Below are 13244 nucleotides of genomic sequence, written 5' to 3'. Positions count from 1 at the left end.
GAAAATCGTTAAATGAGGAGCGAGACTCCAAGTGAAAGGGAGCGAACCGTAAGTCGCTTCCCTCGGAAATCAATCAAAACTTTCACCAAAACTCAGAAAAATTTGGCAAAAGCAAAACGACTGCAGTTGAGCCCATTTCGAATTGAAGGCTGCCTGAGTCCTGACCCGCCCACTTTGGCGGAAAGCTACGATTGAGGAAGCAGGGATGGAAAAACGCTCAGCCCAATGCAACACTTTTATGGAGCCGCCCGCACTGGACGGCTTTCCAAAAGTGGAACTGGGTTCTAAATCGCATGGGCCCGCGCTCCACGCGGGATCTGGTTACCCGTATGTCCCAAGGTACATTGTCGCGGTCGATATCTGCCAGAAAGGGACTCTCCCACCAGATAAGCAATCTGCTGCGGCCAAAAGGACTCCTCTCCTGCCCTGAGCTTCAGGTCGAAATCTCCCCGCACTTCTTCCGCCGTTATGTTGAGTGTTGGGATCAAAGTATGAGCCGTAATTGGCCGGATCTCCGAGATGTTGATAATCAGATCCGTGGCGGCGCCTAGCCCAGTGACCTGCTCGACGCGGTTATTGGTAATGCTCTGCATCACGTGCAAGCCCGAGTCTTCGATCGGCTGCGCGAATGCCAAGCTGGGTTCTACCGGGAACTGGGCGAAGAGCTCCGCCGAGAGCAACTGAGCGCTGCTTTGCGGTATCACAACCGAACCTCCCGAGGAAACGATCTGTCGGACAAATTCGATGACAGATTCCGCTGCCTGCTTCGAAATCGGGCCCGTCACCAAAATTCCTAGACGAGCATCCGCGGCACCTCCACGAGCTGGAAGGAAAGGCTTCGATGTCTCGAATTTCGATGCAAACCAATCCTCGACTACTCCAAGAGCCTCGTCGCTTCCGCCGACTTCTTGGATAACAATCCAACCAAATTTGTCCGGGTCGAGCTTCGCTTTCTTGGCAGCATCCGAGATCTCGGGAAAGCCCACATTGTCACCACGCATAATGGACTTTATGAAGCCTGGAGAGACCATCTCGCAACCGAGTGAAAGGAAGACACACGCTTCTACTTGGGAGTGACTGGCAAAGCTAAGCAGAAAATTCAAGACCTCCGCCCCTGTGGTGACCCCACAGCCCTCGGTGTTGGCCAAAGTCACAAAGCGATCAACCGTTCCATTGGCCACCCATTTGCCAGCGTTGAGGCGGTCAACCGCCTGCTGAGCCGTCGCAAGCGAACAGCCAACGGTCGGTATCACCAGCCCAACCCGTTCTTTCGGCAAAACCGAGCTTCCCTCCGCCCGTCCATCAAAGGCGAACTCCAGCGGAGTTCCGCGCGGCGGACAACAGGCTCGGGCATTTCCATCGAAACGGGAGGGGATCGACTCTGGAGCAACTTCTGGCTTGGTACGGAAGAATTTTCGCCGCCATAGCAAATCGACGTTCTGGTTACGTGACTCACCTTTAGTCCGGCGACCACTTGCGATCTCAACCACTTGCCGCAAAGACTCTTCGGTCAAAACCTCCATTGGCTTTCCGTCTAGATACTCGCCAGCATTGATATCGATATCACCTTCCATCATCCGATAGCGAACCGTGGTGTTCACGATCTTGATAGTCGGGACGATGGAGGAATTCGTCGGGGATCCACGCCCCGTCACAAACAACACGATATTGCATCCGGAAGCAGCCTGGCCGGTGTAGCTGGCAATATCCCCACCCATGCCATCCATAAAATGGAATCCCGGTTGCGTCATTCGTTCGCCGTACTCAATCACGTGCTCGATCGGAATGGACGGATCCCTCTTCACAGCAGCTCCCAAGGATTTGAGTGTGATATTGTATAGACCACCCAGAAGGTTTCCCTCTGACGGATTCTTGTCAACCTTACCGCCGTGCCAGCCAAGGTATGTCTTGAAGCGATCCAGCATGGTCAGGAATCGAGTCGCTATGGAGGGCTCAGCAATTGAGCTCAGCGTGTAATCCTCGGCGCCGGACAGCTCGGGAGTCTCTGTCAAATTAGCGATTCCACCGTATCGGATCACCTCCCTGCCAATCGCTCCCGAAAGCACATTGCCGCAAACTCCCGAGAACGCGTCCGAAGCCCCACACTGCAGGCCGATTCGCAAATGACCGATGGACTTCTCGCTGCGTTGATCCTTATCCAAGACCGCCAGCATTTCCTGAATGGCCCGAGACCCGCTCTTCAAATCGTCTTCGAAGGAATCCGAACTCCGCAAGAGACGGAAAGGTAATCTATTCAAAGGCACGCCCTGCCCTTTCATCCACTCAACCAACTCTTCATTCGTTAAGTCTCCCTCCTCCCCGGAATCGATCGCGATAAAGCCTCCCACGTTCGGGTTCGAAACCAAACCTGCCAGCGTCCTTAACGTGCGTTCATGCTCCTCTTGGTCACTCGAAGCACTCTCCGTGTGACGCAATCCGATCAGGGCATCCACATTTTTGAATCGAGCCACCTGCGGCTTGAACAATACCTCCAAACGCTCGACCAATGGAGCCGCCAAAGCGCTCACATTCACAACCACCAGATGATTACGCGTCCCGACTCCCCGATCCCCGCGATCGTAGCCCGCAAAGGTCTTATCATCTTCATAACGCTCCACAGGAACGGGCTCGCTCCACCTCGATTCATCAAATTCGTACGGATCGATATCGTCGGTGAAGTTCGGTTCCTCCGGCAAACGCAAGGACGTGAAATGCGGGTCTTCCTGAATAGAAAGGCGGAACAGCACATTGGCGTTACAAAGATACTCGCCAGGCAAGATATCGCGTGACGCTGTGCCAAAAGGGTAGCCCCAAGAGGTAATGAAAGCTCCCTCCTTGATTTCGGCCGCCGCGAAGCGGTGACCCGTCAATATATCGTGCTGAAGCTCAAACGCCGAATTGCCATTCGCAACCAGAGTGCCGACTCGCAAATCGCTGAGGGCGATCACTGCATTGTCGCCAGCCACAGGGAAGCGGGCGATATCCTGTAAAGGTGTAGTCATGATAAAAGTGTTTTGGCGAAACAGCGGACTAAGTCTCTGCGATTCACCTACTCGAATCGGGATATGATAAATTCCCCGATCCGAGAATTTGATTTAGTTACAGAACTTAGGATTGCAGGCCTTTCACCGTCTCCAGCATCCCATCCGCCAAAATGCTCTCGAGCTTTTGAGTGACCGAATCCGTCAAGCCAGGGATTTCATTCAAGTCCCGCTTCCAGTTACTTTGATAAGCCAAGACCTCTTTGACTAGATCCTTGAGAGAGAGCGATCCCGCTTCATACGCACTCCAGACCTTGGAATAGAGTTCCAAGATGTCCGCGTTGTCCTTACACGAGTAAGGGCCCTTGGCACGTTTTTGACGGTAAAATGCGATTAGGGCGGCAAGGGAGAGGGTAATCCGCTCAGGCAAGCGACCCTCGTTTTTCAGAGAATCCAGCAGGCTCGGTAGCACGCGGGTCTCCCATTTGCTCATAGAATTGAGCGAAATAGTGAGCCATTCATGGCGAATGAACGGATTGTAGAATCGCTCGAGTATCTTGCTCGCGAAAGACTGCAAATACTCTTGGTCACCAGGGATGTTAGGCACGATTTCCTTAGCTACCATATCCTTGACGAACTTACCGACAACCTCGTCCTCCATCGCCTCGCGTACCGTATCGATCCCGCTTAGGAATGCGACGGCCATTGTGCCAGTGTGCGAGCCATTCAAAATCCGCACCTTCTGGTCCCGAATTTCCCGCTGTTTCGCTTCGTCGACAAAACTAACATTTAGCCCCGCCTTGTGGGCCGGGAATTCCTCCGCTACCCATTCTGGAGCTTTCACCACCCAATTGTGATAATGCTCACCGACCACGACAAGCTGATCTTCGAATCCTAACTCCTCCTGGATCTCCCCGATATTCTCCTTCGGAAATCCAGGGACGATGCGGTCGACCAGAGTGGAGCAAAAGGCGCAAGCGGTTTCTAGCCACTGCACGAATGCTTCCTCAAGCCCCCATTCAGCAGCGTGCTTGAGCACCAATTCCTGCAGGCGATCCGCGTTGTCTTCAATCAACTCGCAGCAAATGACGATTAATCCCTTATCCGCTGCTCCTTCAAATTTCTTGAAACGGTTGTAGAGCAACGCGGTCATCTTCCCCGGGAAAGACGGCTGCGGCTTCATTTCGAGAGTCTCTCCCTCCGCCCACTGGATACCAGCTTCAGTGGTGTTTGATACTACGAAGCGAACGTCAGGGCTTAAGAACAGATTCTCGTAAGCCTCGTAATCACTGTACGGATTGATGCATCGGGTGATGCAATCGATCAATTGCTTCTCGCGGACCGGATTTCCATCCTTCACACCCTCGAGAATGAGATGATAAAGCCCATCCTGCGAATTGATGAGGTCGCCCAAACCTTGAGCGATAGGCTGCACAACCGCGACTGAAGAATTGAAGCCCAACTCGTCGTTCATGCGCTGGATGATCCAATCGCAAAAAGCGCGAAGGAAATTCCCCTCGCCAAATTGAATGACGCGTTCAGGACGAACCGGCAAACTGCCCGCTGATTCTCTGTTAAGTTTCATTTTAATTATCTCGTTTTCGACTCGGGAGCTTTCGCTGAAGCCAAGCCATTTGGCGGCGAACCACATCCAAGGTACTCGCCGTCCGCAAGCCAAGGCTTCCATCCAGCCTATCGAATAAGAACGCCACCTTACACGTATTAGGTAGACTAACAAGCCTCGGGATAATTTTCGTCGGTATTACGCCAATCCGAAGATTCTCTTCCCCTGCTCCGGATTCCTATGGGACACAAAAAAACCGCCCACCAGGACGGTTCAAAAGGAAAAATGGCTGCCCCGGCTGGATGCCGCTACGCGGTGTCGTCGCAAAGCTCCTCGGTACGAACCGCTTCGCTGGTTCTCATCCTTCGGCAAATTCCAGCACCACACAAAAAAACCGCCCACAGGGACGGTTCAAAAGGAAAATGGCTGCCCCGGCTGGATTCGAACCAGCGACCAAGTGATTAACAGTCACCTGCTCTACCACTGAGCTACAGGGCAAGATTGAGCTTCGGAAAAAGTCGTTTCAGAGCCCCCTTGTCAACTCTTTGATTCAATTATCTTCAATTTTTGCAGATTCTTCTCGAGGACGTTTGACCACCCTTATCACTTTGAAAAAGAATCCCCCGTCTGAGATCCGAAAACCAACTACTGATGATGCCTGCCAAAAACTTTTTCCTGCTCACCTTAATCGCCACAGCGTCCTTCCTCTTGGGCGGTTGCGCCACAGAGCCTAGCCTCTACAGCGGCAAGACTGGCTACTACGCCTACTCCTGGGAACAAGAATTGAAATTGGGAGAGGAATCCGACGCGGGCATAGTGAAGCAAATGGGCGTCTATCAAGACGATGAGCTCGGAGCCTACATCCGAGAGATCGGAAATACCCTGCTCGAGGAAAGCGCCATCAAAAGCGCGGACGCGCCAGAGATGTACAAGCAAACCGAATTCACCTTCCGGCTTTTGGATTCTTCGGTCGTCAACGCCTTTGCCCTGCCTGGCGGTTTCGTATACGTAACTCGCGGCCTTCTGGCCCATCTGGAGAACGAGGCTCAATTGGCAGTCGTCATCGGGCACGAGATTACCCACGTGGAGGCTCGTCACGCCTCGAAGCAAGCGCTCGCTAGACAGCTCGGGCAAATCGGGTTACTGGCTGGAGCCGTGATTGGAGAGCAGGTCGCGGAGAACAAGGAGTTCGCCCGCCAAATGGTCAGCCTGAGCGGCGACCTCTTCCAGTTAGCCACTTTGAAATATGGCCGAGATGCGGAAAGGGAATCTGACTGGCACGGCGTGGAGTATGCATCCAAAGCAGGCTACGACGCGGCGGAAGGGTCGAAATTCTTTCGGTCATTAGACCGCATATCAGACAAGTCTGGCCAGAGCATCCCCTCTTGGATGTCATCGCACCCCGATCCCGGGGAACGGGAAAAAACAATTGTCGAACTCTCTGAAAAATGGTCCACCGCTGAAAATCCAGTCGTCGGCAGAGATCGCTTCCTAGAAATGATAGACGGACTAGTGATCGGAGAGGACCCAAGAAACGGATACAACGAAGGGCAAACCTTCTATCACCCTGATCTGGGAATCCAATTCGACGCCCCATCCGGCTGGGCAATCCAGAACGAGAGCGACTCCGTTTATCTCGTTTCTCCCGACCAAAACGCCATGGTCGCCTTCAGCATATCCGCCGCTGCCACGCCACTCGAAGCCGCTACCACCCTCAGGGAAAAGCTGTCCCTACAAACCGAATACGCAGATGGAACCTCGGTAAACGGATTACCCGCCTACACGATAGAAGGCAGTATGACTGCCGAATCTGGGACATTGCTGGTTTCGGCTACCTTCGTTGAATATGGGCCCAACGTTTTTACCTTCTTAGGATACGGCACGAGCGCCGGATTCCCTGCTCATCAAAGCGACGCTAGTAGAGTACCAGGGACTTTCCAAAAGATAACAAACACTCGCGCTCTCAATGTGCAGCCATACCGAATTGCCGTAACACGAGCCGAACGCAATGCCCCCCTCAGCGACTTGTTGCCCAGCAGGCTTCCATCGGGAACAGACGCTCAAGATTGGGCCATCATGAACCAGATGGAGTTGGAAGATATAGTCGAGAGGGGAACCTTGATAAAGCTACCTGCCCAGTAGCCGCAAATCGCTGGCTAAATGGCTTTGGAGAAGCCTTGTTTGGCGTCCCCCAAATAGGCGTCGAAACGAGATGCCACATTTCGAATCAGCAAGCGACCGAGAGGCGTCACTTCTAGCCCTCCCTCCACGAAGCTGATAAGCCCATCCTCTTCGAAGACCTGTAGACGATCCAACTCCGACGAGAAGTAATTCTGGAAATCCACCCCATTGCTTTCTCCTCGAGCCTGGAAATCGAGTTCCAAATCGCACATAAGCCGCATGATCACTTCCCTCCGAATCTGATCGTCTGGAGTAAGCAAGTACCCCTTCTCCAGTGGGATGTCCCCTTCATCCAGCATCTTGTAGTAGGCGTCCAAGTCCTTCTGGTTCTGTCGAAAAGAGTTCTTTGATTGACTGATAGCCGACATGCCAAAAGCGCAAATTTCGACGTCGGCGTGCAGACTATATCCTTGGAAATTTCGCTGCAATGTCTTGGCCTCCTGAGCTTTCACCATCGGATCGTCGATCTTGGCAAAATGATCCATTCCGACGTGAGCGTAGCCACTCCCAGTGAGGCGTTGAACCGTTTGGATCAGAATATCGATTTTAGAATCCGCGGTTGGCAACGGGGATCGCTCAAGGATCTTTTGAGCCGGTTTGCTCCAAGGTACGTGAGCATAAGAGAAAACCGCCAAGCGGTTAGGATCGTAACCAAGAACCTCGTCCAAAGTCTGGTTGAAACTACTCTCAGTCTGGTGAGGCAACCCGTAGATTAGGTCCACGTTGATCGAATTTATACCTGCCTCCCTCAACCAACTGATGGTTTTGATATTAGTCTCCGTAGGCTGGATACGATGAATCGCTTCCTGAACTTTGGAGTTGATATCCTGCACCCCAATTGAAGCTCGATTGACCCCCAATTTGCGGAAGGCGAGAACCTGAGACTTCGAAAGCGTGCGTGGATCCAGTTCCACACTTATCTCGGCAGACGGATCGAATTCGAAAGAGGAGCGAAGAATATTATCCAATCTCCCTATCTGAGCAGGAGATAGAAAATTGGGAGAGCCTCCGCCGAAGTGTAGCTGCACGACCTTCCGTCCGGAACGGATCAAGTTTGCGTAACGCCTGACTTCCATTTCCAAATAATCGAGATACTTATCAGCAAGCGCAGTGTTGGTGGAAATGATCTTTGCACAGCCACAAAACCAACAGAGACTCCGACAGTAAGGAACATGAACATAGAGGGACAACGGCCCCTCTGCATCCTCGATGTCTGCCAACATCGCCGAACGGCTGGCCTTATCCTCGATAGGCTTAAACTTCAAAGCCGTTGGATAAGAGGTATAACGCGGAGCAGGCTGATTGTATTTGCGGATCAGATCCGCATTTAGTCCCAAGGGTTCTTGGGAAGGAAAGGAGGCTTGGATTGGCATTGTCTACAGTCGGAAGGCAGGTCTGAAACGAAGATAAGACACTACGGCCGCCTCATCGTTTTTGGTTTTTTTTTGCTCATTTCTGGCATTTGCTGATTTAAATACAATTGACTCTTTATTAGTCAAGCAGATCGTATCAGCCAATGCCCAGCAATCGAGCATCGAGCCAAAAAACGCCCATCGAGCGTGCCACTGCCGAGGAGAGCAAAGAGCTCACCTCCCGGATCTCCTCGTCTCGAATGTTCATTAAATTCCAACGCTCATTCTCGAGAGCGTCAGGGCTTCCGCTCGTGATCCGCCCTCTTTCGACCTTCAGCATGCCTACCCAAGGCCACGCGAAGGAAAATCCGTTTTGCTCATTCGTGTCCACGAGTCGCAAGGGATGCCTGTCTTGCCTGATGTCACATTCGGACCTTGAGCAAACCACCCTAAACCGAACGAAGACACATCGCTGTTTCGCGGGTCTTCACGACAGTATGGTTCCGATCCGTACCGGCCGCAAACTCATAGCCCACCTCCAGACTGGGCAAGTCGCTCTCGAGAGCCTTGGAACGAGCGATTTCCAGCTAGTTAGTCCCGTGATCGATAAGCTAGGCCTGGAGCTTCCACCCAAAAAACTGAAATCTGCCTACCTCACGACAAGAGTACTGCCCAAAGAAAATTACCTCGGTTTTTTGAATCTGCTGGAGCTATTTGCTGATCAACTTGGATCTTCCGCCAACAACCTTCGTATTCAAAAAGCAGAAAAGACCAGCAACCCGGCCGCGGCCAGAGCGGTCAAACACATCAAAAGCAATTTCGAACTACCAATTTCCTTAAGCGAGATAGCCGAAGTTGCAGGAACCTCAGTTCGACATTTCAGCAAAGTCTTCAAAGAGGAAACAGGTCTCAGCTTCGTCGAGTACCTAACGCGTGAACGCGTGGAAAAAGCTAAAAAGCAAATCCGCGAATCGAGCAATCGCATCAGCGACATCGCGTTTGAAAGTGGCTTCGACTCAATCGCTCAATTTAATCGAGCCTTTAAAAAAGTGGCGGGAGAATCCCCAAGCAGCTATCGCCTGAGCGCCAATAGCTAGGAGAAGTCCTTTACCATGTACTCCCACTTCTCGCTGACGGGGTCGTACTCTTCCAGGCGCCCAATTCCTATTTCGTAATAACAGGTGTGAATCGTCAACCTGCCCTCTTCGACTGCCGCAGCCACATAAGGATACTCGAGGAGGTGCGATGCCTGGGTAATCACATTCGCTTTCGCCAAGGATTCGATGGAATCTCCGTCATAGTCCTCCAAAGCGGGGACCGCATACTCTACCCAGGAGGACAGCATGGGGTCCATTGGCACAGTACCTAATTTCGAAAGCGCCTTGATGCCGCCACAGTCGGAGTGTCCACAAACGACCAGATGAGATACCTTCAGGTTATCTACCGCAAAATGGAGGGAAGACCCCACCGAAGCTTCGTCCGCTGCAAGCGGAGGAACGATGTTGGCCACGTTTCTGAGAAGAAACAATTCACCGGGGCCCGCCCCAAGAATTCGCTCCGCCGGAACTCTGGAATCGCAACAGCCAATCCACATGACATTGGGGGCCTGAACTTTGGCGAGAGCAGAGAACTGCTCCCGGTTTCTGGCATAATCTTTTTCTAGGAAACGTTTGTGTCCCTCGTGGAGGGAAACCGGCAGACCATTAGAATCTTTGTTAGCTGGCATCAAAGCCATTCAGCTAGAAGAACATGGCATGAGAGAGAAGCAAAAAAGCATATTTAGACTGCTCTTTCGCGATGTAGAGGCCTAAACCGGCATATCGCCCATCAGTGCAAGAGGGTTTCCCCAAGGGTCCTCAAAAAAGCCCAACCAGGATGACTTGCCCATAAATTCTTCTACGATACAGCTAGGACCGCTCTTAAACCTCACCCCATTAGCTTTGAGCATGTCAGCCACCTCGTGCACCCTATCATCTACCTTGAAATAGATGGGACATCCCAAGGGACGAGTGTTCGACTCCTGTACCAAAATAGAAATTTCTCCACAACGGAGCATCATGGTCTGCCCAAAAACAGACTCAACCTCCATGCCAAGAACGTCTTCATAAAAACGCTGGGCTTCGTTCAGATTTCCGACACGGATCTCGAGTTGGCCAATAGTATTGAGAAGGGGCGATTTTACTTGAGGCATTGCGTAAGGATTGAAGTTGGATTTTGGGAATTAAGACGGCGAGCGCCCTCCCTTCATCGGCAATCAGTCAGGTTTCCTGAGCGAGGACCGAATTTATCCTCCGCAACTTTAATTCGAGCCCTAGTAAGCGCGCTTCCTCGACTCGATGGTCCCCATCAAAGCAAGTGCTCCGGCAACTGCAGCGCCAGCGATGATCTCACCCGCGTAAGGAGTCGCGATCGCAGTGGCGATAACGATGGTGAAGGCGGTAACTCCCGACTTAACGAGAGATGATTTTTTGATATGGAATGCGTTCATTATTCAGTTGGATGGTTTGTTGTTCACCCATTACTACGGATAACGCACGCCCAATCGTAATACCGATATTCTATCCAAACCATAGGATCAGGCTATGGTTTATTAAAAGTAGAATTGCTTTACCTATTATTTACTTACTTTGAGCCAAAGCCAACAGGCTTTGAAGCGACTGCACGCCTGTGGCCAAAAGATCGGGTCCTGCTTGGGAATCGCTCACGATCGACTCGAAGAGGTCCTGCTTCTCCTTTTGCAGAAGCTGTATCTTCTCCTCAATCGTCCCCTTGGCGAAAAGCCTGTAGACAAATACGGTCTTGGTTTGCCCTATACGGTGAACTCGGTCGATCGCTTGGCTTTCCACCGCCGGATTCCACCAAGGATCCAACAAGAAAACGTAATCGGCGGAATGTAGCGTAATCCCAACACTTGCCGCCTTCAAACTAACGAGCATCGCTGCGGTCTCGTTTGTGCTTTGGAAATCGCGAACCGGAGCCTCCCGATCGGAGGTAGATCCCGTGAGCTCGAAAATAGGCAACTCAGGGAACGACTGTTCGATCATAGCCCGAGCCCTTTTGAGGAAACGAACAAACTGGGAGAAGATAACCACCTTGTGACCGGTTCCAAGAACCTCGATCAACTTCTCGAGCAATACCATCAATTTGCCGCTATCCTCGATATTCGCATCCATCCAAGGCAGTAAATGCGGATCGCAACTCACTTGGCGAAGGCGCGTCAGCAAGCTAAGAGTCGCAAAACGATTCGCTCGAAGGGCATTGCCAAGATCGTCTCCAAAGCGTTGCAAGCCTTCTTCGCAGATTCTGGAATACTCACGAGCTTGAAAGGAAGTGACAGGGCATTCCAAGTCCATGATGAGCTTTTCGGGAAGTTCGAGAGCCACCTCCCCTTTTGTTCGCCGCAGCATGAAAGGCTTAATCTGAGCGCGGAGCCGAGCTTTGAAAGCCCCCGGATTCTCCGAGAACATGCTATCAAACTGGGCTCGCGAGCCTAACATTCCCGGCATGAGAAACTGGAAAGCCGGCCAGATGTCCAAAGGCTTGTTTTCGATCGGAGTGCCAGTCAGAGCGATACGGCGGTTGGCTTTGATACGGCGGCAGCTTTTGGAGACTTTGGAATCAGGGTTTTTGATAAATTGCGCCTCATCCACGATCGCGAAATCGAATTCTTCTGACGCGATACGTTCGATCCGGTTTCTGAGAAGCGAAAAGCTGATGACCTGCACGTCTAACGGGTCGGCCTTCTTGGACTTTTTTTGCCCATACCGCCCAATCCGTATCTCGGGAGCGAATTTCGCGAATTCCGAAATCCAAACCGGGACGACGCTAGCAGGACAAACTACCAGCGACGAACGCGCTTCGTCCCTCTCAGCCAAGATCAGCGCGATGATCTGCACCGTTTTCCCCAGTCCCATCTCGTCGGCCAGCAAGCAGTGGCAATCATGCTTCAACAGCCGAGACATCCACTCGACTCCCTGCCGCTGGTAAGGCCGAAGGCCCTCTAGCAATTTAAGTTCGTCATCCGGTCGCGGATTGAGAAGACCACTTCTCCAATCGGCTAATTCCTCCGAGAGCTCCACCTCGTCATCACCTTCCCCAAAAAGAGAGAAGAGTTGGTAAAGCTGGCCGGACCCATTTTCATCTGGCTCGACTTCTTTCCAGGCTGAGAGGGCTCGTTGGGATTCTTCCGACAACTTAACCACTCCCAGCTCTGGAACGAGCATTGGCTCTTCACCTCTCGCTAGCAACTCGTCGGCTAGGCCAGCATCTAGAATTTTCGAACCGGAATCGAAGATCCATTTGATGTCCAAACCTCCAGCCACGCTTTTGCTCGCTTTCGGCTTGAGCTTGATCTCCACGACACCCGCTTGAATGTGCTTCACGTTCTCTCGTTCTTCGGTGGAAAAACGCGACTTCCAGGTCGGCCAAACGGATTGGATGAAATATACGATCTCTCGTAGATTCTCCAAAAGATAACCTCCAAACTCAGGGGAGTAGGAAAAATGGGATTTTCGAGCTCGGGCGGCCAACATGATCAATCGACCGCGTTCCTCGGAGTTATTCGCCCTTGGAGCACCATCCTCTTTGCTCAGGGCGGACACCCGGGTGCCATCTTCAGAGAGCCAGTAAGCCTCGCAGATAAGCCCTTTGAAGTGCGTGTCGAGCACCAGGTGCAATTTGCGAACTACCGCATCTTGTCCCGCGAAGGGTGACCCCTCCGGCTTGCTGCCTTCCGATTCTTCCTCTTCTGAATCTGAGGGCTCAAGCGACAGATCCGCTCCCAGCAGGGCGAGCTCCTCATCCGCCAGAAGCTCCTCAATCTCCAACATGCCCGCGACTGCGATGGCACCTCCCAAGATGGGATCCGAGCAGGAGGAACGAACTTTCAGATTACTGCCGGTCCACTCCACTACCGAATAGCTTTCCACCGAGCCAAGTCGTGTGTTCACGATCACGTCTGCATCGTGCAGCGATATCTCGCTCACTTCCCCATGCTTGTAGAGGGTCCTTCCGCGCTTAATCTCGTCTGCGCCAAAACCGGACTCCCAGTCCGAGCTGAGGCGATTGCTCCAAAGCTCCAACGAACGCCGAGAATATAAGCGGTTTGCCCCCTTCCAATTCATAAACCCACCACCGTGCAAAACACGCCCTCAACACTCAACGATT

General features: G+C 52.3%; 10 protein-coding genes and 1 tRNA gene. 2 read left to right on the top strand and 9 right to left on the bottom strand.

Going from position 1 to position 13244, the window contains the following annotated elements; genetic code table 11:
- Positions 1 to 284: 284 nt before the first annotated feature.
- The 3 genes from H5P27_RS01005 to H5P27_RS00995 form a co-directional block, all read right to left on the bottom strand.
- The gene (locus H5P27_RS01005) at positions 285 to 3002 is read right to left on the bottom strand and encodes a UxaA family hydrolase (RefSeq protein ID WP_185658517.1); all 2718 of its coding nucleotides are present in this window, start codon (positions 3000 to 3002) and stop codon (positions 285 to 287) included.
- A 106-nt stretch (positions 3003 to 3108) separates the two neighbouring features.
- Positions 3109 to 4566, bottom strand: a complete 1458-nt coding sequence (locus H5P27_RS01000; RefSeq protein ID WP_185658516.1) for a tagaturonate reductase — start codon at positions 4564 to 4566, stop codon at positions 3109 to 3111.
- A gap of 402 nt (positions 4567 to 4968) precedes the next feature.
- Positions 4969 to 5043 (bottom strand) — tRNA-Asn (locus tag H5P27_RS00995).
- A gap of 153 nt (positions 5044 to 5196) precedes the next feature.
- Between H5P27_RS00995 and H5P27_RS00990 the strand changes: the two genes are divergently transcribed.
- Positions 5197 to 6687, top strand: coding sequence for a M48 family metalloprotease (locus H5P27_RS00990; RefSeq protein WP_185658515.1), 1491 nt, complete (start codon positions 5197 to 5199; stop codon positions 6685 to 6687).
- 14 nt (positions 6688 to 6701) lie between these two features.
- On the opposite strand, the gene hemN is transcribed toward H5P27_RS00990, so the two are convergent.
- Together hemN and H5P27_RS20010 are read right to left on the bottom strand one after the other, a co-directional pair.
- On the bottom strand, positions 6702 to 8099 hold the full coding sequence (hemN, locus tag H5P27_RS00985) for an oxygen-independent coproporphyrinogen III oxidase (protein ID WP_185658514.1): 1398 nt from the start codon (positions 8097 to 8099) through the stop codon (positions 6702 to 6704).
- Positions 8100 to 8235: 136 nt separating this feature from the next.
- Positions 8236 to 8469 (bottom strand): hypothetical protein, encoded by a 234-nt coding sequence (locus H5P27_RS20010; protein ID WP_339382541.1) that lies wholly within the window; start codon positions 8467 to 8469, stop codon positions 8236 to 8238.
- Between H5P27_RS20010 and H5P27_RS00980 the strand changes: the two genes are divergently transcribed.
- Positions 8390 to 9175, top strand: a complete 786-nt coding sequence (locus tag H5P27_RS00980) for a helix-turn-helix domain-containing protein (RefSeq protein WP_339382540.1) — start codon at positions 8390 to 8392, stop codon at positions 9173 to 9175. The two genes, H5P27_RS20010 and H5P27_RS00980, sit on opposite strands and share 80 nt — an antisense overlap.
- Here H5P27_RS00980 and H5P27_RS00975 read toward each other — a convergent pair.
- The 4 genes from H5P27_RS00975 to H5P27_RS00960 all read right to left on the bottom strand — a co-directional run bounded on the left by H5P27_RS00975 (position 9172) and on the right by H5P27_RS00960 (position 13201).
- Entirely contained in the window at positions 9172 to 9813 is a 642-nt protein-coding gene (locus H5P27_RS00975; protein ID WP_221774559.1) for a carbonic anhydrase, read from the bottom strand. The two genes, H5P27_RS00980 and H5P27_RS00975, sit on opposite strands and share 4 nt — an antisense overlap.
- 72 nt (positions 9814 to 9885) lie before the next feature.
- Positions 9886 to 10269 (bottom strand): VOC family protein, encoded by a 384-nt coding sequence (locus H5P27_RS00970; protein WP_185658511.1) that lies wholly within the window; start codon positions 10267 to 10269, stop codon positions 9886 to 9888.
- 120 nt (positions 10270 to 10389) lie between these two features.
- Entirely contained in the window at positions 10390 to 10566 is a 177-nt protein-coding gene (locus tag H5P27_RS00965; protein WP_185658510.1) for a hypothetical protein, read from the bottom strand.
- 130 nt (positions 10567 to 10696) lie between these two features.
- On the bottom strand, positions 10697 to 13201 hold the full coding sequence (locus H5P27_RS00960; RefSeq protein WP_185658509.1) for a DEAD/DEAH box helicase: 2505 nt from the start codon (positions 13199 to 13201) through the stop codon (positions 10697 to 10699).
- Positions 13202 to 13244 lie beyond the last annotated feature (43 nt).

This window comes from Pelagicoccus albus, from assembly GCF_014230145.1.
Classification (GTDB): Bacteria; Verrucomicrobiota; Verrucomicrobiia; order Opitutales; family Opitutaceae; genus Pelagicoccus; species Pelagicoccus albus.
Note: the sequence above shows the minus strand (reverse complement) of the source record. Positions and strands in the feature narration are given on the sequence as shown.

Coding starts and splice junctions, on each gene's coding strand:
- H5P27_RS00965 (WP_185658510.1), bottom strand. CDS start 10,566: ATGAACGCATTCCATATCAAAAAATCATCTCTCGTTAAGTCGGGAGTT.
- H5P27_RS01005 (WP_185658517.1), bottom strand. CDS start 3,002: ATGACTACACCTTTACAGGATATCGCCCGCTTCCCTGTGGCTGGCGAC.
- H5P27_RS00970 (WP_185658511.1), bottom strand. CDS start 10,269: ATGCCTCAAGTAAAATCGCCCCTTCTCAATACTATTGGCCAACTCGAG.
- hemN (WP_185658514.1), bottom strand. CDS start 8,099: ATGCCAATCCAAGCCTCCTTTCCTTCCCAAGAACCCTTGGGACTAAAT.
- H5P27_RS01000 (WP_185658516.1), bottom strand. CDS start 4,566: ATGAAACTTAACAGAGAATCAGCGGGCAGTTTGCCGGTTCGTCCTGAA.
- H5P27_RS00990 (WP_185658515.1), top strand. CDS start 5,197: ATGATGCCTGCCAAAAACTTTTTCCTGCTCACCTTAATCGCCACAGCG.
- H5P27_RS00975 (WP_221774559.1), bottom strand. CDS start 9,813: ATGGCTTTGATGCCAGCTAACAAAGATTCTAATGGTCTGCCGGTTTCC.
- H5P27_RS00960 (WP_185658509.1), bottom strand. CDS start 13,201: ATGAATTGGAAGGGGGCAAACCGCTTATATTCTCGGCGTTCGTTGGAG.